17 protein-coding genes are annotated in these 25,116 nt (G+C 35.2%); 11 read left to right on the forward strand and 6 right to left on the reverse strand.

The genetic code is table 11. The features are described from left to right. Window positions 1-26: 26 nt before the first annotated feature. The gene (locus R2Q59_RS17170; protein ID WP_316786471.1) at window positions 27-3,842 is read right to left on the reverse strand and encodes a caspase family protein; all 3,816 of its coding nucleotides are present in this window, start codon (window positions 3,840-3,842) and stop codon (window positions 27-29) included. 331 nt (window positions 3,843-4,173) lie between these two features. On the opposite strand from R2Q59_RS17170, the gene R2Q59_RS17175 reads away from it, so the two are divergent. Together R2Q59_RS17175 and R2Q59_RS17180 are read left to right on the forward strand one after the other, a co-directional pair. Further along, window positions 4,174-6,138, forward strand: coding sequence for a DUF1800 domain-containing protein (locus R2Q59_RS17175; RefSeq protein ID WP_316786474.1), 1,965 nt, complete (start codon window positions 4,174-4,176; stop codon window positions 6,136-6,138). Between the two features lie 7 nt (window positions 6,139-6,145). Continuing rightward, window positions 6,146-7,420 carry a DUF1501 domain-containing protein gene (locus tag R2Q59_RS17180; RefSeq protein WP_316786476.1) on the forward strand — a complete coding sequence of 425 codons (1,275 nt, stop codon included), beginning with the start codon at window positions 6,146-6,148 and terminating at the stop codon, window positions 7,418-7,420. Window positions 7,421-7,718: 298 nt separating this feature from the next. Here R2Q59_RS17180 and R2Q59_RS17185 read toward each other — a convergent pair whose 3' ends face one another. Next, window positions 7,719-8,183, reverse strand: a complete 465-nt coding sequence (locus R2Q59_RS17185) for a helix-hairpin-helix domain-containing protein (protein WP_316786478.1) — start codon at window positions 8,181-8,183, stop codon at window positions 7,719-7,721. 176 nt (window positions 8,184-8,359) lie between these two features. After that, window positions 8,360-10,327, reverse strand: a complete 1,968-nt coding sequence (locus R2Q59_RS17190) for an NACHT domain-containing protein (RefSeq protein ID WP_316786480.1) — start codon at window positions 10,325-10,327, stop codon at window positions 8,360-8,362. Window positions 10,328-11,230: 903 nt separating this feature from the next. Here R2Q59_RS17190 and R2Q59_RS17195 point away from each other — a divergent pair. The 4 genes from R2Q59_RS17195 to R2Q59_RS17210 all read left to right on the forward strand — a co-directional run bounded on the left by R2Q59_RS17195 (window position 11,231) and on the right by R2Q59_RS17210 (window position 16,478). Next, complete coding sequence (locus R2Q59_RS17195) at window positions 11,231-12,799, forward strand: M20/M25/M40 family metallo-hydrolase (RefSeq protein ID WP_316786481.1); 1,569 nt, start codon at window positions 11,231-11,233, stop codon at window positions 12,797-12,799. A 373-nt stretch (window positions 12,800-13,172) separates the two neighbouring features. Continuing rightward, window positions 13,173-14,102, forward strand: coding sequence for a formylglycine-generating enzyme family protein (locus R2Q59_RS17200; protein ID WP_316786483.1), 930 nt, complete (start codon window positions 13,173-13,175; stop codon window positions 14,100-14,102). Between the two features lie 31 nt (window positions 14,103-14,133). After that, window positions 14,134-15,456 (forward strand): Gfo/Idh/MocA family oxidoreductase, encoded by a 1,323-nt coding sequence (locus R2Q59_RS17205; RefSeq protein ID WP_316786485.1) that lies wholly within the window; start codon window positions 14,134-14,136, stop codon window positions 15,454-15,456. A 71-nt stretch (window positions 15,457-15,527) separates the two neighbouring features. Beyond that, the gene (locus R2Q59_RS17210; RefSeq protein WP_316786487.1) at window positions 15,528-16,478 is read left to right on the forward strand and encodes an FAD:protein FMN transferase; all 951 of its coding nucleotides are present in this window, start codon (window positions 15,528-15,530) and stop codon (window positions 16,476-16,478) included. Here the strand turns inward: R2Q59_RS17210 and R2Q59_RS17215 are convergent. After that, a complete protein-coding gene (locus R2Q59_RS17215) occupies window positions 16,473-17,069 on the reverse strand; it encodes an insulinase family protein (protein ID WP_316771257.1) in 597 nt (198 codons plus the stop codon). The two genes, R2Q59_RS17210 and R2Q59_RS17215, sit on opposite strands and share 6 nt — an antisense overlap. A gap of 401 nt (window positions 17,070-17,470) precedes the next feature. Here R2Q59_RS17215 and R2Q59_RS17220 point away from each other — a divergent pair, with 401 nt between their 5' ends. The 5 genes from R2Q59_RS17220 (at window position 17,471) to R2Q59_RS17240 (ending at window position 22,729) form a co-directional block, all read left to right on the forward strand. After that, window positions 17,471-18,166 carry a LytTR family DNA-binding domain-containing protein gene (locus R2Q59_RS17220; protein WP_316786488.1) on the forward strand — a complete coding sequence of 232 codons (696 nt, stop codon included), beginning with the start codon at window positions 17,471-17,473 and terminating at the stop codon, window positions 18,164-18,166. A 2-nt stretch (window positions 18,167-18,168) separates the two neighbouring features. Further along, complete coding sequence (locus R2Q59_RS17225) at window positions 18,169-18,528, forward strand: hypothetical protein (RefSeq protein WP_316786489.1); 360 nt, start codon at window positions 18,169-18,171, stop codon at window positions 18,526-18,528. A 61-nt stretch (window positions 18,529-18,589) separates the two neighbouring features. Next, on the forward strand, window positions 18,590-19,456 hold the full coding sequence (locus tag R2Q59_RS17230) for an aldose 1-epimerase family protein (protein ID WP_316786491.1): 867 nt from the start codon (window positions 18,590-18,592) through the stop codon (window positions 19,454-19,456). 294 nt (window positions 19,457-19,750) lie between these two features. Then, complete coding sequence (locus tag R2Q59_RS17235; protein ID WP_316786494.1) at window positions 19,751-22,123, forward strand: phosphocholine-specific phospholipase C; 2,373 nt, start codon at window positions 19,751-19,753, stop codon at window positions 22,121-22,123. A gap of 123 nt (window positions 22,124-22,246) precedes the next feature. Beyond that, on the forward strand, window positions 22,247-22,729 hold the full coding sequence (locus R2Q59_RS17240) for a GNAT family N-acetyltransferase (protein ID WP_316786496.1): 483 nt from the start codon (window positions 22,247-22,249) through the stop codon (window positions 22,727-22,729). Window positions 22,730-22,881: 152 nt separating this feature from the next. Here the strand turns inward: R2Q59_RS17240 and R2Q59_RS17245 are convergent, their stop codons facing one another. Together R2Q59_RS17245 and R2Q59_RS17250 are read right to left on the reverse strand one after the other, a co-directional pair. After that, entirely contained in the window at window positions 22,882-23,613 is a 732-nt protein-coding gene (locus tag R2Q59_RS17245) for a DUF4184 family protein (protein ID WP_316786498.1), read from the reverse strand. A gap of 146 nt (window positions 23,614-23,759) precedes the next feature. Continuing rightward, entirely contained in the window at window positions 23,760-25,043 is a 1,284-nt protein-coding gene (locus R2Q59_RS17250; protein ID WP_316786500.1) for a DUF2130 domain-containing protein, read from the reverse strand. Window positions 25,044-25,116 lie beyond the last annotated feature (73 nt).

Genomic DNA, 25,116 nt, shown 5'->3' on the forward strand with positions numbered 1-25,116 from the left:
TTAATCTGTGATTATTTTTTTTTGATTTACCAAACTTGCCAATTCAAGTTTTTGGTTTCGTTTCTTGTAGTGGGAATTTGTAAGCCTGCAGTTAATTCAGCTACTCGTTTATTTACATATTTTTTAAGATCATTTACCGTTGCATGCGGATTTGCTTGCATGTATTCCAAAATGCTGTAACTAAATACACCATTTTTTAAATCATTTTTTTCTAATGCAAATTGAGTTCCTGCTGCGGCAGAAATTACAGTTGCTCCAGTACTTCTACCCACGTTTACAAATAATTGTTGCATGAGTTCTAGGCTAGATTTCATATTAGCTTTCTTATTGCCAGTATTTATTACTTTAACCCCTTTTCCCCCTTGAGTATTGTTTTTCGCTAAACTTTGTTCGGCATTATTTATTTTAAGCAACTCATCTTTGTCTAGCTCACCGCTATGGCAAGCGTCTATTAAAAGCAGTTTTTTGCGAGCTGGTATATTGTCTAACAAATCTTCTAAAACATCGTATGCTAAACCATTTTTTTCTGGTTTGTTAAAATCAACATCGTAGGTAGATAAAAAATAGTCAAAATCTTTATTTAATAAGCCATGGCCAGAATAGGTTATGATCACCCTGTCATTAATGTTACTTTGTTTGAGTTTTTCTTTTAAGGCGCTTACATTAGCGATAGTTACCTGTTGGTCAAATAGTGTGTCAATTAGGATGTTCTCGCCATATTTTAATTTCATTGCTTTAGCTAAATCACGCACATCTTTAACACTCCATTTTAAATTATTTTCTTTTTGTGCAAAATCATTGATCCCAATGCCTATAAAATAGAGTTTCTCTGAACTAATCTTTTCTGGAGCATACCTAACTAATATTGGAACTCTATAACTTTCTGTGCCGTTTTCGTTTGTTATTGAAGCGTCAATCTGATTGTTTCCATCACTAAGTTTAATGGTAATTGTGGTGTCTAGAACCTGAATTTTTTTAGATTTTAAACTAATGCCTTTTAAACCATAAAGTGGAGTTTCATTTACCCAAACATTAAAACGATCAATTTTATTTGCCGAATCACTAGCTTTAACATGAATGGAAATTAGGTTTTCCTTTTGCTCAAAGGCAAGCTTGTCTCTATTTACAATGGTTAATGTTGGTAAGGCGAAATTTGCTCTAAAAGCACCGGTATCTATGCCCAGCTTTTTAATTCTTTTTAGATAAGCTTTATGAAAGGCTGTAATTAATGAGGTATCAGCACTTCCCATTTCTTGTAATACTTTGTCTGGCCTGTTGTATTTTACATCTAGTTGATCAAAATTAATTGGCTGTAAGTCTTTACTTACATAATGCAAAAGTTTGGATGCCCCAGGAGAAGATTTATAATAGCCATAATTAACTTTATTTAAAAAATCTGCCTCACCTACAGGGAAAAACGTACTGATATTTTTTCCCGTTAGGCTATTCCATATTTTAACTGTTTGATCTTCGGCAGAAGAAATAATAGTATTTTCTTTTGGACCAAATTTTACTACATAAACATAACTGGTATGACCTGTAAAATTATTAATAACTTCCCCCGTTTCAGCATTCCATAATCTTATTTCTCCTCCAGATGAGCCAGCTAATAACTGTTTAGTTTTATAATCATAAGCAAAAGAAGAAGCATATTTCTTTTGCCAACTGTAATTCATCAGTAGTTTGCCAGTCACTAAATCCCATCTCTTAATTTCATCGCTACCATAACTAAAAAATGTAGTTGTTTCATCAGCTAACATTAAATTTGAAGTAGAAGTTTTATGGGCATCAATCGAGTGTATCAATGTTCCGTCAATACCATTAAAAACATTAATTTTTGGGCCAAAAGAAGAGCTAATAATAATATATTTCCAATCTGAGCTCACTGCTATTTTCCCGACTTCCCTTTTAGCACCAGGTAATTCTGCAATTAATCTTTTAGTTTCTAAATTCCATAATTTTGCATTTTCTTGATAGAATTCTGCAGTTAAAAATCTTTTGTTGTCGGCACTAATTTTCCAATAGCGGATGGATTCTTTAACCCCAGCTAAATTCATTACTAAGGCTCCAGTACTGATATCCCAGATCTTAGCATTACCCTTATCTGATGTTAAAAACCAGTTTTTGTGGCCAATAAAAGCAAAGTTGTGAAAGAATTTTCCGCTCATATTGTTAATTGTAGCTATTTCATTGCCAGTTGCCAACTCCCATATCATTGCATTTGATTCATTATCGATGCAAAGCAATAGCTTATTGTCTGGCGTAATTAGCAAATGATTAATGGTAACTTTATTTTTTCTATCTATTTGTCTAACCAGTTCGCCAGTGTTGCTATCCCAAATATTGATTAAGTTTTCAGAAGCAGCGGCGGTAACTAATTTGGTTTCATCTGGCGTAAATGCCCAACGATTTTGATAACCACTGTATTTTTTATCTAGTGTAGAAATTAACGTGCCTTTGCGCAAATCCCAAATCTCATTGGTTTTCGAATCTTTATAACGTACCAATGCTTTAAGGTAGCTTTTGCCATAAATTATTCGCTCAATATCGTTTTGAGCATACATTTGACCACCAAGCATGTCTCCATTTTCAATATCCCATATTCTGGTAAATGTTTGTGTTGCATTATCTGTAATTAATGTTTTTTGATCGTCCAAAAACTCAATTTTTTCAATAGCATTTGTAGTAGCTCCCTTAAGTTGGGTAATCAAGGTATTTTTTTCCAAATCCCAAACTTGGGCTAAATTGCCCATTGGTGTAATTAGTCTTTTTCCATCAGGACTCATCGCTATAGTTAATACCCCATTCCCATCGCCTTTAAAATCAAAAAGCAATTTCCCTGTTTTCAAATCCCAAAACTTGGTATTAGTAGAGCCTGTTCCAACAATTAGTTTTGAATCATCTTGTGTAAATTGAGCCACCCTAGCTCCTCCGTAATGCCCTTTTAAAGTTTGTAAAAGTTTACCAGTTTGCACCTCCCATATCTTTACTTCGTCTGTGCTCGATCCCGAAGCAATTATTTTTCCATCATGACTAAAAGTGGCAAATCTAGGTTCATCTTTATCATTGCTAAGCGTTTCAATTAAGTTACCTGTATTTGCATCCCATAATTTGATGTTTTTATGGTCAAAGCCATTTACTCTAGTTACAAATACATTACCGGTTACATTAAAATAAGCTTCTTCCAGTTTGTCATTTAAGTTAAGTGTATAAAGCAGTTTTCCTGTTTTTGCATCCCACATTTTCGAAGTATGATCATAAGAAGAGGATAGGATTTTTGATTGATCTGGACTAAAGGTTATATCCGCTACTATATCTGTATGGCCATCTAAAGTAAATAAAGGCACTTTTTTTAGTAAATCCCAAATGATGATGCTCCGTGCATCTGCGGTTACAATCTGTTTCCCATCCTGACTAAAAATAGCTTTAAAAACTAAAGTGTTAACTGTTAAACTATCTAGTAAAGTTCCATTGTTGGGGTCCCAAATCTTCACCAATCCATCGTAAGATGTAGTAAGAATTTTCTGCTTGTCTGGGCTAAATTCAGCATATCTAATGCTTTTTGTATGTGTTAAACGAGTTATTAGCTCGCCCGTTTTTCCATTCCATAATGGAATGCTTGTCCCATCTGCGTATTTTAGCATTCCTAAAATTCTTGTGCCGTTTGCATTGAAAAGAACATCATCTAATCCTATATTTTCGTTAGTTAGATCCGCCAATCGATAACCTGTTTCAATATCCCATAAGATTGTTTTTTTATCTTCTCCAACAGTGATTGCTTTTTTCCCTTCTGGACTAATTTTAATTGATTTTAAATAACTTGTATGACCAATAGGCAACATTAGTTTTGGTTCTTGCGCTTTTGATACAAGAGATAAAAGGAAAAAGAAGTATGTAAAAAAGTATCCTATTTTTGGTAAAGAGCTTTTAGAGACTGAAAATTTAGGAATCACCATAATTGAAATAATACTGTTCAATTTACCTCCAAATTTTAGTTTAACCAATACCTAATAAGTGGTATATTTTTTGAAGGAATAGTAGGGTTTCTGTGAAGTTAACTTGTAGTATAAAAGGTCTTTAGTTTTAATTAAAACTTGTTATGATTAAATTTTTTACAATCAATTAATCCTTCTTACGTTTATCTTGTCATACAATTGTAATTGCCAAATAGTTATGAAAAAAATTCACAGTTTCTACATTTGCCTTGTCGCATTTAGTTGCGGAATAGTTTTTTCTTCTTTCGTAAGAAATTCAACCGTCGAAAAATTTAACTTACCTTATAAAAAAGCTGGATTAACAGAACAGCAAGCGGCTGCGCATTTATTAAGCCGTTTTACTTATGGTGCCAAAGCAGGTGATGTTGATGCAGTGGTTAAAGAAGGCTTAGAAAAATGGTTAACACAACAATTAGTTGGTAAGCAAGATGATGCAAGCCTTAATCAAATGTTAGCTAAGTTCGAAGACATTAACTTAACCAATACAGAGGTAGAAAACATCTATCCAAGAAATGCACAGATTGTTCGTTATGCGGTTAAGGATGGTGTAATCCATAAAGATTCTGTAAATAAAGCTAATGGCAAAGAATATAGGGAGCAGATTTTAGCCTATATGAAAACCAAGGGTTATAAGCCTCAACAAGAATTATATCGTCAGTTTATTAGCCAAAAAATATTGAGGGCAACGTACACCAATAATCAGCTACAAGAATTGATGACAGATTTTTGGTTTAATCATTTTAATGTTTCATTAAGTAAAAATCAATGTGCTTCTTATGTGCCGGCTTACGAGCGAGATATTATTCGGCCTAATGTGTTTGGCAAGTTTGAAAACCTAGTATTAAGTACCGCTAAATCTCCAGCAATGCTGATGTATTTAGATAATTTCAGCAGTGCTGGAACTAATGTGCCAATGGAAGCTGCTGCCAGCGATATGCAAATGGGAGGCAATGCTCAACAGCAACAACGCAGAAAGAAATTCCAACAAGCTGTTCAAAAAAATAAAGTACAACAAGGAAAAGGAAAAGCAGGCTTAAATGAAAATTACGCTCGTGAGGTAATGGAATTGCATACTTTGGGTGTTGATGGTGGTTATACGCAAAGCGATGTAACCCAAGCTGCCCGTGTTTTAACTGGCTGGACAATTGCACCAATGGGCGATAATGGTTACGGCGCTCCAATGAAAAAATTAATGGAAACCGTGGGACAAGAAAATCTAGCTAAAAGAGGATTCGTGTTAGATGGTGATTTTATTTTTGCTGTAAATCGTCACGATAATGGAGAGAAAGTAGTTTTAGGCAAAAAATTCCCAGCTGGTGGTGGTTATGAGGAAGGAGTGGAGTTATTAAAAATGTTAGCTCATCACCAATCAACAGCTAAATTTATTTCTAGAAAATTAGCCACTCGTTTTGTGAACGATAATCCATCTCAAAGTTTGATAGATAAAATGGCAAAAACATTTTTATCAACTGATGGGGATATTAAAAGTGTTTTGATTACAATGGCAAGTGCTCCAGAATTTTGGTCTAAAGAAGCTTTAAGAGAGAAAACTAAATCGCCTTTTGAATTAGCTATAAGCGCTGTTAGAAGTTTAGATGCAAAAGTTACCCAGCCTTATCAGTTATACACTTGGATTAGCAAAATGGGTCAGCAGATGTATTATTACCAGGCGCCTACAGGTTTTCCAGATAAAGGACAATATTGGATAAATACAGGTTCGTTGTTAAATAGAATGAACTTCGGCTTGGCTCTAGCTTCTCAAAGAATTCCAGGGGTTACTTTTAATCTGGCAAAGATGAATAACAATCACGAGCCAGAAAGTGCTGAAGCAGCCTTAGTTATTTATAGCAAACTATTTATGCCAGAGCGTAAATTGGATGAAACTATTGCTCGCTTAAAGCCAATGCTGAATGACCCAAATTTGCAAACAAATGTGGCAAATGCTGCGCAGAAATCGGCACCACCACAGCAAATGAATACCATGGCAAATGAAGATGCCAATATCATGGATGATGGTGGTCAAAAAGGAAAAGGTAAAAAGGCATTTGCAAATGCAACACCACAACAAAAAACAGGTACAAATACAATGTTGTCTCAAGTTGTAGGCGTAATTATAGGTTCACCAGAATTTCAACGTAAATAAAATTATCATGACAAGTAGAAGAGGTTTTATCAAAGCCGGCGGACTGGCATTATTTGGAATTGGTTTAGGTGGTATTCCTGGCTTTTTAGCTGATGCTGTTGCAGGAACAACTACGCCAGGATTATTTAAAAAGAAAAAAATATTAGTTTGTATCTTTCAAAGAGGTGCAATGGATGGTTTGATGGCAGTAACGCCATTTACCGACCAATATTTAAAAGCGGCGAGACCAGGCTTGTTCATGACTGCTGCGCAAGGTGGAAAAAATAAACCACTAATTGACCTTGATGGTAAATTTGGATTACACCCATCGATGAGTGCTTTTGAACCTATGTTTCGTGAAAAACGCATGGCAATTGTGCATGGTATTGGTTCGCCAAATAATACACGTTCGCACTTTGATGCGCAAGATTACATGGAATCTGGAACACCATTTAGCAAAGGAACTGCAAGTGGCTGGTTAAATAGGGCTGTTGGTTTATTAGGTCATGATGCAGCAACTACGCCTTTTCAAGGTGTTAGTTTAACCTCATCGTTACCAAGGTCTTTTTATGGGGATAATCCCGCTGTTGCGATAAAAAACTTAGCAGATTTTAATATTCAGTTGAAAGGAAATCAGGCTGGTGCTAATATGGCGTCAAAAAGCTTTGAAGATTTGTACGACCAAACTTCGTCGGGCTTATTAAAAAACACTGGCAAGGAAAGTTTCGATGCCATTAAGATGCTTGATAAAACTGACACTAAAAATTACAGGCCAGAGAATAATGCCATTTATCCTGCAACTGCTTTAGGAAATTCATTAAAGCAAATTGCACAACTCATTAAAATGGATGTTGGTATGGAAGTAGCATTTGCTGAATCTGGAGGTTGGGACACACACTTTAACCAAGGTACAGAAACTGGGATTTTTGCCCGTAACGTAAATGACTTAAGTGAAAGCATGATGGCTTTTTGGACTGATATGGGTAAATACCAAGATGAAGTAACTGTGATGACGATGACTGAGTTTGGGCGTACCGTAGCGCAAAACGGAACAGGTGGTACAGACCATGGTCGTGCTTCATGTAATTTTATTTTAGGTAATAGTGTAAGCGGTGGAATGGTTCACGGTTTGGTTAACCCTTTAGCTAAAGAAAATTTAGAAGACGGCAGAGATTTAGCCGTAACTACGGATTTTAGAGCAGTATTTAGTGAAGTTGCCGATAAACACTTAGGCATACACAATGATAAAGTGCTCTTCCCAGATTGGTCTGGAAAACAGATTGGTGTGATGAGGGGAGTTTAAAAAAAGTATTTAGTAGTTAGAAATTAGTATTTAGAGATGGTTCGTGAAAAGCGAGCCATTTTTGTTGTATTGGTATTTTATTTGAAAACGATTGTCTGTGCGTTTGGCTAAGCCTGCCCCGCTACCATTTCTGCCAATGAAAAATTGGCATCCATTCATATCGGGTTTATTTTTTAAAGCTAATGGTTCTTGGCGTCTAACAACCGTACAAATGACCCCCCAAACGTTAACATATAAACTTTATTGAAATAGAAACCCTACCTTTTCGCCTATCGGCTGGTGTCCCCAACCGCCGAAATTATTGTATTATTTCGTGCCACGCTTTTTTAGGTCTGTCAGTTGGGTAACCTTCTTTGAGACGGTATTTTTTTCGCTCTTCGGTAAAGCTCCACCACGTTCTAGTAATATCTTTTGTGTCTGAAAAATTTACTACTAATCTGAATTGGTCTTCAACGCAAGGGTCAACCCAATAGCCCTTTTTCTGTTCGTATTCATCTGTCAGTTTTGCGCCGTCCTTATTTTTTAGTTCATTGAGCGAATAATAACCTAAAAACACCAAATCTTCGGCAAATTTTATCCCAATTGAAGGGACTGTTTGAAATTCAGCCAAAGCATATATTTCTTTTGCTCTTTCGGTTGTTGAGTTTAGCAATACTTCTAATTCGTCAATTCCATAGTTAAGAATTTCAATTATCTTAACTTTATTCCTTTTTAGATTTGCTTTTTCAAGGTCGGTAAGTGGCAACTTAATGTTAGTCTTCATCTTCTGCGAAAGTTAGTAGATAATTGTTAATGTCTTCAATGGAAAATTCTTGACCGGTTATAATATAGATAACGGTTTGGGGCTTTACGAAGTTGGCGGTTACATTAAATCTCTATGCACTATAACAGGTTGAAGATGAATCTCCGCCCATTTTGTAAAACCCATGTTAGGCGTAGTTATATCCCCGCTAGCGTATCCTTTTGCTCATCAATCGCATTTTCTTTTTCTATTTTATCGAGAAGTACTTTACATTTTTCATAGTCCAAAATGTGATTTTCATATGGTCTGGTCATAAATCCTTGAGATAGAGCAACATCTGTAATAACGTCAAAGATTTCCTTGACATTGATAGGATTGTTAATATCATCATCAAAACAAATTGCTTTGTTTTTGGGGAGATTTTTAACGATTTTTTCTACGGTATTTGCATTTTTTGCATTTTTAATTCGAAATATCGGTTCATTTTTAGAAATTAAAATATTAATAATTCCTTGTTCATATGTTGAAGCCATTATTTGAAAGAAATGTTCTTTCTTTGAAACAGGCCTACTTATCATCTGGTTCATTGGCTCCTTTATTTTGGCTTCGAACTTCTTTCTAATAGTGCTGAATTCTAAACGGGTTTCGCTCAAATAAAAACCGTGAGAAATTCCAAACGAAATAGCTTGTCGATCTCGAATTGCAATTTCTTTAATATCGTTAAAATCTCGATATGTATTCTCACAGTAATTGATAAAGGATCTAACAATATTCCCAACTATGATTTTACGGAATGATTTGTATTCAATTTCATATAAAAAATCAATAATGTTAAGATAGTTTTCCTTTCTAGATTCATAGATTAATTGAATTATTTTTTCTTTGTCCTTTGATGTTCCAATAAACTCTGCAGCAAAGTAATCTTGTAAAGATTTATGAGCCCATTTAAGAATGCTTCCTTCTCTTACGAATAACGGAACATTAGCCTCAATATCTTCTATGAAATCATTCTCCTTAAAATCTAATCCCACGCACTTGACCTTTGCTTCATGTATATATTTAACTAAATCCTGTTCATTATATTCGACTTTCACAATCTTTGCGGTATCATAAGCTAACTGCCTTAGTACCAGTCTGAAATCTTGAATGTCGAGGTTTGATTTTTTATTTCTCTTAAATCCATCTTTTGATAAGTCATGGTGTTTGTATAAAGCTCCGTATACATCATCATAAAAAGTGGATTTTTTAGATGGTAAATCTTTGTTGTAAGTGTATGTTTTATATAAGAGAGAAACTAGAAAAGGATTAACCAAAAACTCACGAACTTGAGTATCCTTTTCTTTTATATTTTTAATAAGCTGGTCGCTAACTTTATTCTTATTAATTGAATCATACTTCTTTATAAGTTCGAAAGATTCCTCAATTCCCAGAGGTGTTATATGAAACATTTGAAACTCTCCGAAAGAAGTTAACGATGAGTCTGGTCTAGAAGTGAGAATAAACCAATTTTTACTTGCCTTGGAAACAAAGTCTTTTAAATCAATAATCACTTTCTCTCGATATTCATACTGTATTTCATCAAATCCGTCGAGGAGAATTGTGAAGCCACCAAGCTCTAAAAATTTAATTACAAGGTCTTTATCAAAAGATTGATCTATTGGATCTAGTTGATTGTAGATTTCATCAATTATACTGTGTTTATCATTTAGTTTTTTCAACTCAATTAATATGGGTATAGATAATTTTTGCTCAATTAGGCTAAGCCCTATCCATTTCATTAATGTTGATTTGCCCATTCCGGCAGTATCACTTATTACGATTCTTTGATACGGTTCTATAAATTCCTGCTTAAATAAATCAATTTTATATTCTTTATAGTCTTTGGTTGAACGGATTGAAAGAGGAAGATAAATTGATTTAATATTTATTTGTTGATTGGGGAAAACCAATATGTTAAGTGTGCTAAATTTCTGATATGATCTATTTAAATATTCTGTGAATTTACTTTCAAAGAAGTTTTCAATCATATCCCCTTGAGTTTTTTGTTTTTTTACCCACTTTTCTAATAACTTGATTTTAGGTGAAATCATTGTTGTAATTATGGGGTCAATAAAAGGCTTAGCAATTATTGCTATATCTTTAATGTCTGAGAGGTTAAGTTCCATATTAGTATTTATTTTTATAAATCTACACAACTTTACTCATTTTAGATTAACCGATTATATCCGATTAACTCCGACTAAATAATTTCCATTGTCGATTTTATAATGTGAATCTCAATTGGAGTAATCCAATAGTTTTTTATTATTGCTGAACATCCAGGTCAGCTAATCATCAACTCAGAAAGGAATAGCTATTCCTAAAAAACTGTTGACGCTGTAAAGTTTTCGACGGTTGCTATAAGAAACTGTAACGGTTTGCACGGTGAAAAGGTAAGCGCCCAAAATTACGCCCAACTCGCCGCTTGGCGCAACTTTTCCTTTTTTAATCATTTATAAATGAATATACTCGATTAATTTAGGATTTATAAATCTTATTAAGCTACTTGTTCTTGGCATTTAGCAACTGAACAAAAGAACCGCCAAATGTTAAACTATAAACCTTTCCCGATAGCTATCGGGAGAAACGGAAACCCCGACCTTTTCGAGTTGTAGTGAAAAGAAGGGCTGCAATTGCCATGAAATACTGACATTGTCCCAAAGGGACTCCTTTGGAGTTTTTCTAGAGATATTTTAACACTAGGCCTTGCTTCACGAGAATCCCTATCTTATCAGCTGTTATATCGCATTAGGATACCCAATCGAGTTGGGTATGACGAACTAAATTTTGTTCCTCGTTCGAAATAACGGTTTGGTTAGGTCTGGTACTTTTCGCTTTGGTCTTTCAGCTTTCCCTCTCTTCCTGTAACTTATTTGATGATTATTGCTTAAAACTTAGGCTTTCCTTATCTTTCAAACAGAAAACTAACTCATAAACTTATAGAATGAAACCATCATGAGCTTACAGCTTTTAAAATACAATTAATATGCTCATGATAGCTTCATGGCTATTAAAAAACAAATTATATAATGATGAAAACTACCCAAAAATCTAGATTGTTGCTTTTTGTGGCAACGATGCTGAGCAGCAGTTTAGCCTTTGCTCAAACTAAGGAAGCATTTGTTTCAAGCGTTACCAAAGAAGCTACTGAAAATTCTCAATTAGAGAAATTAGCACATGAACTTTTTGATGTTGTTGGTCCGCGATTAGTTGGAACACCACAAATGAAACAAGCTGGCGATTGGGCAGTAAAAAAATATGGAGATTGGGGTATTTCTGCTAAAATGGAAAAGTGGGGCGAATGGCGTGGATGGGAAAGAGGAATTACGCACATTGATTTAGTAAGCCCGAGATTAAGAACTTTAGAGGGTACACAATTGGCTTGGAGCCCATCTACAGTTAAAGGAAAACCAATTAATGCAGAAGCAATCGTATTGCCATTAGTTGCAGATTCGATGGCATTTGCAAAATGGTTGCCAAGCGTAAAAGGTAAATTGGTTTTAATTTCGCAAGCGCAAATTTCTGGCCGACCAGATAAAAACTACGAAGATTTTGCCACAAAAGACGGATTGGCGAAGTTTAAGAAAGATAAAGAAGAAGCGGCAAAAGCTTGGAGAGATAGGTTGGCAAAAACTGGTATGAATGCTAAAAATTTAGCTTTGGCTATCGAAAAAGCTGGAGCAGCTGGTATCATTATCAACAACTGGTCTGCAGGATGGGGAGTTGATAAAGTTTTTGGTGCAAATACCACTAAAATTCCTACAGTAGATTTATCTGTTGAAGATTATGGATTAGTTTATCGTTTAGCAGAATATGGCAACAAACCAATGCTTAGAATCGAGTCTGAATCGAAAGAATTAGGTGTAGTGCCAACGTTTAACACATTGGCAGAAATTAAAGGGAATGAGAAGCCAAATGAGTACGTAATGTTATCAGCTCACTTTGATTCATGGGATGCTTCTAGCGGTGCTACAGACAACGGTACTGGAACTATCATGATGATGGAAGCGATGCGTTTGCTTAAAAAATTCTATCCAAATCCTAAAAGAACAATTTTAGTTGGGCATTGGGCAAGTGAAGAGCAAGGCTTAAATGGTTCAAGAGCGTTTACAGAAGACCATCCAGAAATTATAAATAATTTACAAGCATTGTTTAACCAAGATAACGGTACTGGAAGAGTTGTAAATATTGGCGGTGCTGGTTTTGCGAAAGCAAAAGACTTTTTACCAAGATGGTTAGCTGCTGTTCCTGATACCATTAAAAATCAAATCAAAACTAATTTCCCAGGTACGCCAAGTGGTGGTGGTTCTGATAATGCTTCATTTGTTGCTGCTGGTGCATTAGGTTTTTCTTTAGGCGCATTGCCTTGGGATTATTTCAGTTACACTTGGCACACCAATCGTGATACTTATGATAAAGTTGTATTTGATGAAGTTAGAAGCAATGCAATTTTAGCTGCTATTTTAGTTTACATGGCTTGCGAAGACCCAGAGAGAACATCGAATGAAAAAGCACCAATGTCGGTTAACCCTAGAACAAACCAGCCAGGTGTTTGGCCAGCTCCAGTTAAGGCAAATCGTAAAGGCGGATTGAATTAGAAATGGAAAGAAGAAGAGTTGATAGTCCATAGTTAATAGACTACTTGCTTTATTGCAAAGCTGAACAACAATATCTAAAGAAGCCTTTCAGGAAACTGGAAGGCTTCTTTATGTTATAGCTTTACCTATAATAAGTTCATTATTGGTCTGGATCTTCCATTTGAACGTAGGGTTAAAAAATATGTACTTTTTAACAAATGACCCTTGAGGTTAAACTGATGTGGCTTTTTCTGATGAGTTAGACAAAACTTAGCCACATCATTTACTTTAGATTAAGAAATGTATACGCTTAGTTAATATCTGTTCTCAATTCCAATTTTCTTTTTCTATTTTTAGTGCCATGAATTATAAAGTGAGCATTTTATTCTGCTTGATGTTGATTACATTTCAATCTCAAGCACAAGAACAAGCAGCTTATCAGCAAAAAATTGATGGAACAAAGCTTTCTTTTGACATGCAAGCCATCCCAGCAGGTAGTTTTTTAATGGGAAGCAAAAAGGGAAATGCAGATGAACTTCCAATTCACAAAGTAAAATTAGATGCTTTTTGGATGAGTAAATTTGAAGTAATTTGGGATGTTTACGAGCCGTTTCTTTATAGAGATTACGAAAAATCTAACAGCTTAACGCCTGTTCCTCCTCAAGTTGATGCGGTAACTAGGCCAACAAAACCTTATCTAGATATGACTTTTGGAATGGGTAAACAAGGTCAGCCTGCCATTGGTATGACTCAGTATAATGCCATTCAATTTTGTAAATGGATTTACATGCGTACGGGCGTTTTTTACCGTTTACCAACAGAGGCAGAATGGGAATATGCAAGCAGGGCGGGAAGTGCTGATGAATACCATTTTGGAAACGATGCTTCAAAACTAAATGAATATGCTTGGTTTGTGAGCAATAGTGAAAAGAAAACTCATCCGGTAGGTTTGAAAAAACCAAATGCTTGGGGATTGTATGACATGCTGGGCAATGTTGCAGAATGGACTTACGACGAGTATAAGCCAGATTTTTATGCAAGTTTAGGTAAAGCGGAAGTGAAGAACCCAATTGCGGTTCCTGATAAATTATATCCTTTAGTTGTTCGCGGTGGTGCTTATGATGATGATGCAAAATTACTTCGCTCCGCTGCCAGAAAAGCATCAGACCCCTCTTGGAAACAAATAGATCCTCAGATCCCGAAGAGTAACTGGTGGTTTCCTGAAGCGCCATTTGTAGGTATAAGATTAGTTAGGCCATTGATAACACCAACTAAAGCAGAAATTGAAGCTTATTACAACAAAGCTCCTATAGCAGATTATTAACCAAAAATACCAAATATTAAACTGAGAACTAATGACAAACAACAAAACACTAAATGAACGAAGAGAGTTTCTAAAAGCCTCAGCATTAGTAGCTGGTGGTGTATTAATGAGCGGCTATTCATGGGCAGGCGTTAACTCGTCTGTAGATGATACCATCAAAATTGCACTAATCGGTTGTGGAGATAGAGGAACTGGTGCTGCTTTTCAGGCACTGAACACTAAATTTAATTTGAAGTTAGTGGCAATGGCCGATGCATTTCAAGACCGTTTAGATAATAGCTATAAAGCACTTTCTACTAAGTTTGGTGCAAAGGTTGATGTTCCAAAAGAACGTCAGTTTGTAGGTTTTGATGCCTATCAAAAAGCAATTGCATTGGCAGATGTTGTATTATTGGTAACGCCGCCAGGATTTAGGCCAATGCACTTTGAAGAAGCTGTAAAACAAGGTAAACATGTGTTCATGGAAAAACCTGTTGCTGTTGATGCACCTGGAATAAGAAAGGTTTTGGCAGCTGCTGAATTAGCGAAACAGAAAAAATTAAATGTGGTTGTTGGTTTACAGCGTAGATACCAAACTAATTATAGAGAAACCATCAAAAGAATTCAAGACGGTGCTATTGGAGATATTTTCGGCGGACAGGTTTATTGGAATAGTGGTGGCGTTTGGGTAAAACCTCGCACTGCTGGTCAAACAGAAATGAACTACCAAATGAGAAATTGGTATTATTTCAACTGGCTATGTGGCGACCATATCGTAGAGCAACACGTTCATAATATCGATATCGCTAATTGGGTAAAAAATGCTACTCCAGTTTCTATTCAAGGCACAGGCAGCAGAGCTTGGAGAACAGGAAAAGATTACGGAGAAATATATGATAACCACGCTGTTGAATTAACTTACGCAGATGGTTCTGTAATTCATAGCCAGTGTCGTCACTTTGAGGGAACAACCAATCGTGTTGATGAAAGTTTCCAAGGTACAAAAGGAAAAGTTTACCTTTCTGCAAATAACAGTGGGATTTTATGGGATCACAAAGGAAAGGAAATCTTCAGCCATAATACAAAAGGTAATGCCAATCCTTACCAAACAGAACATGATGAATTATTTGCTGCCATTGCTGGGAACGAATATAAATTTTGGGATGCAGAAAGAGCAGCTAACAGTTGTTTTACAGCAATAGCTGGAAGATACGCAACTTATTCTGGAGAAATAATTAAATGGGATGAGGCCTTAAAAGCAGAAAACAGTTTATTTCCAGATAAATTAGCCTGGGATGCAATGCCTAAAGTTCTCCCAGATGCAAATGGACTTTATCCTGTTGCAATGCCAGGGAAAACAAAGGTGCTTTCTTAGTGCTTAATCGTTTAAAATACCTTATTTTAATATTACCTGTTGCCTTCCTATCGGCAACAAAAAGTTCTTCCTTGCGTGAATTCAAAATATCTGGATTTGCGCAAGGCACAACTTATTCTGTCAATTATTACGCAGCAGATAGTCTTGTTACCAAAAACCAAATTGATAGCATCTTAAACGTGATCGACTTATCAATGTCTTTGTATAAGCCAAACTCTACCATCAGTAAGTTTAATAAAATGCCAATGGGGAAGATTAAAGTTGATTCGCACATGAAAAGCGTATTGGTCAAATCTTTTCAGATCAATAGAGAAACGGATGGTTTATTTGATATTACACTTCAGCCTTTAATGAGGTTATGGGGCTTTTATAAAGATGGAACTAATCAAACTCCCGATACCTCAAGAATAAAAGCCTTCCTTTTTGGGACTACTGGAATGGATAAAATTAAATTGAAAAAAGACTTTTTAAGTAAGGCAAATAACCACATGGAAATCGACTTAAATGGAATTGCACAAGGTTACAGCGTAGATGTAATTGCAGATTTCTTTGAAACGAAAGGCGTTAACATTTATGTGGTGGAGGTTGGTGGAGAGGTAAGAGCTAAAGGACCAAAACCAGATGGGAAAACGATTAAAATCGGAATAGAAGGACCATCAGAAAATGCATTTGCGGATGCGAATATCAAACACATTATTTCTTTTAAGGAAGGCGCAATTACAACATCTGGTAATTACCGAAAATTTATCACTTATAACGGTAAAAATTATGGTCATATCATCAGTCCTAAAACTGGTTACCCCATAAATAATGAAGTGATCAGCGTTACTGTTTTTGCTAAAAAAGCAATAGATGCAGATGGTTACGATAATGCTCTGATGTTAATGGGAGTAGAAAAGGCTTTAAAATTTGTAGAACAGAAAAAAGATATTGAAGCCTATTTTATATACAAAAAACCAGATGGAAAGGTTGTTGATACCTTAACATCTGGCTTTAAAAAAATGATTGAGGATAATTTATAAGGTTGCTACAACGTTCCAGTTTCCAAATGCTTTTGAAGCAATTTCTTTAGCATCAGAAGGAGTGATATCGCCAGCAATGGTGATGAAAGTATCACTTGCTTTAAAGTTTTTGTTATAGTAATTCTGAACTTCTTCTAGCGTGATTGAATCTAAATCAGCTTTGTTCCCAGCATATAATGATTTCATTTCATCAAATGCCTGTTTAGCAGTTGTTGGATTTAGAAAAAGGGTTGAAACATAATTTAAGGCAGGCTCAAAATTGGCAATATTAGTTGCGGTATTAGCTTCATTGTATGCGATTGTTACTTTTGATGATGTTGCGCCTGTTGCAGCCATCGAATCGTTAAATTTAGTCGCTTTGTTATTTAAATAGTTCTCAAATACTTGTGCAATTACTTTATTCCCACAAGTCTGGTTTTCAATGGTTAATCTCGAGTATATTTTGCCTAAACCATTATTCTGTGCTACAATTAGGGTGATACCGTTTTTAAGTTTATAACGAACCGGTGCTTTCATAGAGTTTTGCGCAGAAGCAGCATTAAAAGATAATAGGGCAATAAAAAGAATTGCGATTTTTGTTATTGATTTCATGAATAAGGATTTACTAATTTTTTAAATAATTAATTTGTTGAAGCAAAATTACTTCAGGTTTTTAAACGTATATAGATACAGTAGGTACAAAGGCAATTACGCACGATGAACGATAATTTTTAGTCGTTAAAAATTCTTTGTTCATTTTGGGGATGTAAAATGAACAGAATGAACAAAAGTAAATTTTATTTCTTAATAATTAAAATTTATATGCCAAATCGCTAGTATAAAACGTTTTATGAGTGTTTAATTCTAAACCAACTTGTTATTAAAACACTCTTTAAACTGGTATTTTCTAAAGACTATCCTACTTACGTAAAAAATAAATGAACAGATTGAACAAAACTCAAATATTTTCTTAAAAATTAAAATATTACATTGTATTAGGCTAAATAATGCAAATGGATTGCTTGATAATTGATGATAACCAAATTTCTAGGCTTACACTTATTCAGTTAATTGCCTTAGATCCCTCTTTAAATTTAATCGCCGAATGTGCCAGCGCAAAGGAAGGCTTAAATAAAATTTTATCTAACCCTATTGATTTATTACTGCTTGATATAGAAATGCCAGGGATGGATGGTATTGAGCTAGCGAAAAGCTTAGGTCAAAAACAACCGATGATTATTTTTACAACTGCTAAAAGAGATTACGCTGTAGATGCTTTTGACTTAAAAGTTGTGGATTTTATTACCAAACCCATCTCACCTTCTAGGTTTTTGCAGTCCATAGAAAAAGCAAAAGAAGTTTTTCAGCAGAAAAATGAAAAACTCAACCAACAAGCTGATGACTTTTTATTTATAAGAGACTCAAATACCGTAAGGAGAATTAATGTTAACGATATCTTATTTTTAGAAGCCAAAGGTGACTATGTTAAAATTCAAGTAAAGGATAAGTTTTATCAGATTCATTCTTCATTAAGGTCTGTGGAAGATAAATTGCCAAAACACATCTTTTTAAGGGTGCATCGATCTTTCATTGTTAACGTTAGCAAAATAGATACAATTGAAGGCGGTACGTTAATTATCAATGGAAATTTTGTGCCTGTTTCTGATAGTTTTAGGGCGTCATTAAATAAAAGGATGCAAATACTTTAAATATGAGAACGCAACCCAAATTTGAGCTTATTGATTTATCCTATATGCAAGAAATAAGTTTGGGAGATCTCGAATATGAAAAGAAAGTAACAACACTATTTATAGAAATCATTCCTGAGAATTTAGTTAACCTAGAAACTTATCTAGAATTAAAATCGCATCAAAACCTTAAAAAAACATTGCATCACATGCAATCGAGTATATCTATTATGGGTTTAGATGAAAAGTTGTCAAAATATATGGATTTTGAATCTTACGAAAATGCAGATGAAATGGAAATAAAAGAAAAAATTGATTTCATAACCACAATTTGTAGTCAAGCTATTGAAGAAGCTAAAGTTTATTTAAAAAATTTAGGATAGATTGTTATTTATTGTTAATTTTTTAGGTGAACGAGTTTCTATTCTCTATTTTTAACACATCATGATTTTTATTGAGAATGAACATATCATAGCTTCTTTTTCTGCAAAAGGGGCAGAGCTGCAAAGCATTAAAGGAACTGACAGCGAAACAGAATACATGTGGAGTGGTGATGCGAATTATTGGGCTAAGTTTAGTCCAATCCTTTTCCCCATAGTTGGTGCAATTAAAGATGAATCTTATCTGTTTGAAGGTAAAGAATATCATCTGCCTAGACATGGTTTTGCTCGAGACATGGAGTTCGAATATCACCATGTTAATGAACAAGAAATTGTTTTTACATTAAAAAATAGTGAAGCTACCCTCAAAGTTTATCCTTTTGAGTTTATGTTAAGTGTGCGATATAGAATTCATGGTGCAAGTTTATGTTGTATTTATGAAGTCTCCAATCCATCAGCAAACGAACTTTTATTTTCAATCGGAGCTCATCCAGCATTTGCTGCTCCTTTAAATAAACAAGGCATTTACACAGATTATTATTTGCAGTTTAATAAGGATGAGGCAATCACTTTTCATCACATAGTTGATAACCTGATTTCTGATAAAACAACAACCATAAAACTACAAGATGGGAAATTGCCTTTAATACATGAGTTGTTTTATGATGATGCTTTGGTCATAAAAAACCTCAAGAGCGATAGTATATCCTTACTCAACACGAAAAATTATAACGGACTAGATTTTCATTTCAAGGACTTCCCTTATTTCGGTATTTGGGCTGCAAAAGATGCCGATTTTGTTTGCCTAGAACCTTGGTGTGGCATCGCCGATGGCATAAATCATAACCAACAGTTGAGGGATAAAGAAGGCATAATTTCCCTTGAAGCAAAAGGCGAGTGGCAAAGAACTTGGCAGGTAACCTGTTTTTAAAATCTTTAGGTTTTTAGAAAATGAGCGGTCTGTAGTTCTTCGCATTTGCAGTCCCGCTTTTGCCCATAGTCCTCGTTCGTTCCTCACTTTGGGCTATTTGGCGCAATCGGGTTTAGGAACAAAGCAAGTTCAAAAAAGGCAAACCGTTTTAAAGAATAGCCTCTCTGAATATCAGTCTGCCCACTCTAAAACTTTGCGCTCTTCCACTCTTTGCGGTTATAAATTTAACTCCCCATTAATCCTAAAACAAAAAACACTTTGTATTTTGAGGTTATCCTTATACATTTATACACAATGGATTCAAGAAGAGATTTTCTAAAAAAAGCAGCATTATTATCTAGTGTTGGTGCAGCGAATGTTATTCCAATGTCTATACAAAAGGCAATGGCAATAAATGCAGAACCTGGCAGTACATTTTATGATGCCGAACATATTGTGTTTCTAATGCAGGAAAATCGTTCTTTCGACCACATGTTTGGTAAAATGAAAGGTGTTCGTGGTTTTAACGACCCAAGAGCCAAAACTTTACCAAACCAGAACAAGGTTTGGTTACAGAATGATGAAAAGGGGAATACATTTGCACCATTTCACGTTGACATCAATAAAACAAAAATTACTTGGCAAGGTGGTTTGCCACATTCATGGAGCGATCAAGTTGCGGCCAGAAATAAGGGTAAATATGATAAATGGGTGCCTGTTAAATCGCTAATGTCTTTGGCCTATTATCAGCGAGAAGATATCCCTTTTTATTACGCGATGGCGGATGCTTTTACCATTTGCGACCATCATTTTTGTTCCTCATTAACTGGTACCACACCAAATAGACTGTTCTTTTGGACAGGAACAATTCGACCTGAGCAAAACGCAAATTCTATTGCGGCGGTAAATAATTCGCAAGCAGAGTCTCGTGACAATGCTTACGTAGACTGGCAAACCTTCCCCGAAATATTAGAAGACAATGGGGTTTCTTGGAAAGTTTACCAAAATGAAATATGGACAAGTAATTTACCAGAAGGGGAAATAGACGATTGGTTAGGGAATTATGGCGATAATCCTTTAGAATATGTAAAGCGACATCACGTTAAATTATCGGCCTATTTCCGTAAAAATGGGGATAAAACAAATCATCCAGCGTTAACTGCAGAAGAAGTTTTAACCAAGTATAATCAACTGCCGCAAAGAGAAAAAAATTTAATTGATAAAGCGTTTGCGACCAATATTGATAACCCAGATTATTTAAAACTGCAACCATTTACGTTTACAAATGAAGCTGGTAAACAAGAAACATTAAACATCCCACAAGAAGATATTTTTGAGCAATTTAGAAAAGATGTAGATTCTGGAAAATTGCCAACTGTTTCTTGGTTGGTAGCTCCACAACGTTTTTCAGACCATACAAGTTCACCTTTGTACGGAACTTGGTATGTTTCTGAAGCAATAGATATTCTGACTAAAAATCCAGAGGTTTGGAAAAAGACCATATTTATTTTAACATACGATGAAAATGATGGCTATTTTGACCATTTAGCTCCTTTTGTTGCGCCAAAACCTGAAGATTCATCAACTGGAAAAACCAGTGAAGGTTTAACCGCTTGGGCAGACTATGAATATAAAAAGGATAGCCCAATTGGCTTGGGTTATCGTGTACCAATGCTAGTTGCATCTCCTTGGAGCAAGGGTGGGTATGTAAATTCTCAAGTCTTCGACCATACTTCATCTTTAATGTTTCTGGAGAAATTCTTAAGTCATAAAACAGGCAAGCAAATTAAAAGCGAAACAATTAGTCCTTGGCGCAGAGCGATTTGTGGCGATTTAACTTCTCTTTTTAGACCTTACAATGGAGAGAACTTAAATGTTCCAGCAAGGCTGAAAAAAGAAAAGGTTATAACTGAAATTCATAATGCAAGATTAAAGCCTGCACAAGTAACACCAACAGCGTTAAGCAAAGCCGATATTGATAAAATAAATACATCATTGCCTTTCCAAAAAGAGGCTTCTGAATTTGCGCCAACCCAAGAAAAGGGAACTCGTTTGGCTTGCGCCTTACCTTATCAATTATTTGTAGATGGGGGGGTAAATGCCGAAAAAACAGAAATAAAACTAAGTTTTAAAGCTGCAAAAACTGCATTCGGACAAAAGCTAGAATCAGCTGGAGCACCATTTAATGTGTACACTAAGGGAACCTATAAAAAAGATAAAGGCAGGACTTGGGCTTATGCAGTAAAAGCAGGTGACAATTTAACCGATGCTTGGGAACTCAACAATTTTGAAAACGATACTTATAGCCTCATCGTAAACGGACCAAACGGTTTTTATAGAGAATTTAATGGCTCAAAAACTGACCCTAATTTAAGTTTAGAATGCTTACACGAACTAAGTGGAATAATTAAAAAGCCAACTGGAAACGTTCAATTAATTTTTGAAAATAAAGAAACATCAGCTTTGCAAATTTTGATAACAGATGATGTTTACAAAGCCAATACTAAAACAATTACTATTCCCGCAAACAATCAAAAAACAGTTGCGCTCAATTTGCAAAAGAGCAAAGGTTGGTATGATTTCAAAATTTCAGTAGCTGGCAACAATGATTTTTTAAAACATTACGCTGGTCACGTAGAAACTGGAGAAGATTCAATTACCGACCCGTTTATGGGTGGAGTTTTATAAACCTTGCTTGTCATCCAGACTTGTACCGATTTGACATCGGTAGCGCAGCGAAGAATCTAATTAGTTGAATTTTTTCTATTAGATTCCTCCAAAGTCGGAATGACAAATTCATATTTTTACAAAATGCAACCAACAATTAGACCTATCCGAAAAAGCGACGATGCCGAGCTTGGCAAATTAATTAAGGCAGTTTTAACAGAGTTTAAAGCTAATAAACCAGGTACAGCATTTTTCGATGAATCAACAGATCATCTATCAACTGTGTTTGAAGACCCAAAATCTGCTTATTGGGTTTTAGAAGAAAACGGTAAAATAATTGGTGGTGGTGGCATTTTTCCGACAGCAAATTTACCAGAAGCAACTTGCGAATTGGTTAAGCTTTATTTATATCCAGAAGCTAGGGGAAAAGGTTTTGGTAAATTATTAATGGATAAATGTTTTACTGCTGCAAAGGAGTTAGGTTATGAGAATATGTACTTAGAATCAATGCCAGAACTTAATCAGGCGGTAAGTATGTATGAGCGTATGGGCTTTGAACGTAAATGTTCGCCATTAGGAAACTCAGGACATTTTGGTTGTGATATTTGGATGGTTAAGGAGTTGTAGTTGAGTAAGTCCGTCATGCTGAATTTATTTCAGCATCTGGCTTGCAGGAAAGACCCTGAAATAAACAGCGAAGCTTTCTTGAAGGCTAAAATCAATGGAAACTACTGAAAAATTCAGGGTGTCGATTGCTTTAATAATTAAAAATAGAACACCTAATAAAAAGCTCGAAAATTTTTCATTAAAACCGGCGTCAATATCAACGAAATCATTAAAGCAGACATTCCGGTAACCAAAACATTTCCATATTGTTCAAACGGTAAGCCACAAAGAATTCTAAGTAATACAATTAATAAGCTAATGCTGATAATTAATAGCCAGTAATTAAAATTGATTTTACCTAATACTTCTTGCTTAGGCAATTTCAGTGTTGAAAATAAAATCACAATTGCACCAATAACTGTGCTTGAATGTTGTATGATTTTATGAACAGAAATAGATAAACCAAAAAAATTACTTTTTGTTAGAAGGACAGGCATTCTCCTAACAAAGTAGCCTGTGTCATGTGTAAAGCTATCCCAGAAAACGTGTGAGAAAGCGCCAATTAATACCGATAAACATACGATTACCCAATTCTTTTTAAAGTAGCTTATCCAATCAAAATCCTTAAATATTAACAACCTGCTTTTTAGAAAAGTAGGTAAATTTTCTATTAATGTATTTCGTACTGAAAGATGAAATAGAAAGGTTAATAAGAGACCGACAGGTATATCGAACCAAAACAAACCACTTAATGTATGGCTATATATGCTTTTAATTCTCATCCTGATGAAATATTCAAAATCAGGTGTTAAACTTCCAATTACCAATCCAGTTAACGAAACCCACCTTTTAGGTAAATAACTTAGCGGTAAAACAATTGCTGGATGTGAGAATGTAAATGGCATTTTATAAAATCTGTGGAGTTTTTGTCATTCTGAGCGCACCTGTCCCGACTTCTTCGGGAGCGAAGAATCTAAAATGTTGAATTCTTTATCAGATTTCTCCTATGGTCGAAATGACGCAAAATATCTCCTCACGATTAGCCCCACAATTAATCCAACAATAAATCGTCATCATCCTCACCTAAGCTTAATTGAATATTATCATTGCCAGAAATACCTTCAATAGAACCACGAATATGCGCTGCGTTTAACAAAACCTTTTCCAGTTGTTTCTCTCTGCTTTTCCATAGTCTTTCCATTGCATCACGTTCACGTTGTATAGATAATTTCATACTCATAAAACCTTCACGAATAGCTTTCCATTGTTCAGAAAACTCATTGCCGTTTAAGTAATCATAAAGCATATGCATTTTATCACCTTTGTTTTCTTGAGATTTAGTGGCGCCAAAAAGTTTGATAATTCCATCTCTTAAAATATAAGAAACAGCCTTAACTTCATCAAATGAGCAAATCCATACACCATCCTTTTCACCAAAACAATCCATCCCTTTTGGGTAACATTGCGTTACAATAACAGCAACATCTACACCCATGCTACGCATGTCTTTTTTCAATTTCTCAATCCATTCCATCGAAAAATCTTTGGTACGTTTGCTTTCATATATGATACGACCACATTCTTGGCCGAATTGATTACGCACATTATGCACACAATCTGCGCCACGAACGCCCTTGCCAACCTCTTCAATTAAATCGAACGGAAAAGTATTGCGCAATAACTCTTCTAAAATCAATTCTTGAACTTCGCCTTGCAATTGCATAGAACCTTGCTCGGCTTTACGCTTCATTTCTTCAGCTAGTTTCTTTTGGTCGTCTAATTGCTTTTCTAGTTCTTTTACGCGAAGCTGATGTTCTGTTTCTTTTAGGTTGTTCTTCTCTAACTCCTGCTTACGGACTTGCGCAACCAATTCCTCACGTTGTTCTTGTAGTTTACGCTGTATACTTAATTCCAATTCCTCTTCACGAATTTTTAATTCTTGTGCAGCCTTTAAAAACTCAATCTCTTTAGCACGAGCCAATTTCAGTTTTTCTTCATTTTCCTTGTTGGCATCTTCAGACATTTTTAGCTTATTCTCAAAATCGGCACTAATCGTTTTGCGTAAGTTTTCTGCCATCGAAGCTTGCAGGGTGGCTTTTTCTTGTGCTAATTTTTGCTCAAAGGCAAGCTCTTGTTGCTTCTTTTGTTTATCAAAAACTTCTTCTTGTTGCTTTTTTTGTTGCTCAAATGCCTCTGCTTTTTTCTGAAATTCCTCTTCCTTTTGTTTGGTAAAAGAAACCATTTTCTCACGTAAATCTTGTTTATATTCTTCAGCCATTACCTCCTCAATAGGAAAAGTATGGTTGCAATTAGGGCATTTTATTTCTGTAGACATGTGTTGTGATTTGATGACCCGAATTTTTGGGCGAAATCAAAAATACAGAAATTATGGATAGGATTTTACAGCC

Source organism: Pedobacter frigiditerrae (assembly GCF_032678705.1).
In the GTDB taxonomy this organism is placed as follows: Bacteria; Bacteroidota; Bacteroidia; order Sphingobacteriales; family Sphingobacteriaceae; genus Pedobacter; species Pedobacter frigiditerrae_A.

Coding starts and splice junctions, on each gene's coding strand:
- R2Q59_RS17170 (WP_316786471.1), bottom strand. CDS start 3,842: ATGTTGCCTATTGGTCATACAAGTTATTTAAAATCAATTAAAATTAGT.
- R2Q59_RS17175 (WP_316786474.1), top strand. CDS start 4,174: ATGAAAAAAATTCACAGTTTCTACATTTGCCTTGTCGCATTTAGTTGC.
- R2Q59_RS17180 (WP_316786476.1), top strand. CDS start 6,146: ATGACAAGTAGAAGAGGTTTTATCAAAGCCGGCGGACTGGCATTATTT.
- R2Q59_RS17185 (WP_316786478.1), bottom strand. CDS start 8,183: ATGAAGACTAACATTAAGTTGCCACTTACCGACCTTGAAAAAGCAAAT.
- R2Q59_RS17190 (WP_316786480.1), bottom strand. CDS start 10,327: ATGGAACTTAACCTCTCAGACATTAAAGATATAGCAATAATTGCTAAG.
- R2Q59_RS17195 (WP_316786481.1), top strand. CDS start 11,231: ATGATGAAAACTACCCAAAAATCTAGATTGTTGCTTTTTGTGGCAACG.
- R2Q59_RS17200 (WP_316786483.1), top strand. CDS start 13,173: ATGTTGATTACATTTCAATCTCAAGCACAAGAACAAGCAGCTTATCAG.
- R2Q59_RS17205 (WP_316786485.1), top strand. CDS start 14,134: ATGACAAACAACAAAACACTAAATGAACGAAGAGAGTTTCTAAAAGCC.
- R2Q59_RS17215 (WP_316771257.1), bottom strand. CDS start 17,069: ATGAAATCAATAACAAAAATCGCAATTCTTTTTATTGCCCTATTATCT.
- R2Q59_RS17220 (WP_316786488.1), top strand. CDS start 17,471: ATGGATTGCTTGATAATTGATGATAACCAAATTTCTAGGCTTACACTT.
- R2Q59_RS17225 (WP_316786489.1), top strand. CDS start 18,169: ATGAGAACGCAACCCAAATTTGAGCTTATTGATTTATCCTATATGCAA.
- R2Q59_RS17230 (WP_316786491.1), top strand. CDS start 18,590: ATGATTTTTATTGAGAATGAACATATCATAGCTTCTTTTTCTGCAAAA.
- R2Q59_RS17235 (WP_316786494.1), top strand. CDS start 19,751: ATGGATTCAAGAAGAGATTTTCTAAAAAAAGCAGCATTATTATCTAGT.
- R2Q59_RS17240 (WP_316786496.1), top strand. CDS start 22,247: ATGCAACCAACAATTAGACCTATCCGAAAAAGCGACGATGCCGAGCTT.
- R2Q59_RS17245 (WP_316786498.1), bottom strand. CDS start 23,613: ATGCCATTTACATTCTCACATCCAGCAATTGTTTTACCGCTAAGTTAT.
- R2Q59_RS17250 (WP_316786500.1), bottom strand. CDS start 25,043: ATGTCTACAGAAATAAAATGCCCTAATTGCAACCATACTTTTCCTATT.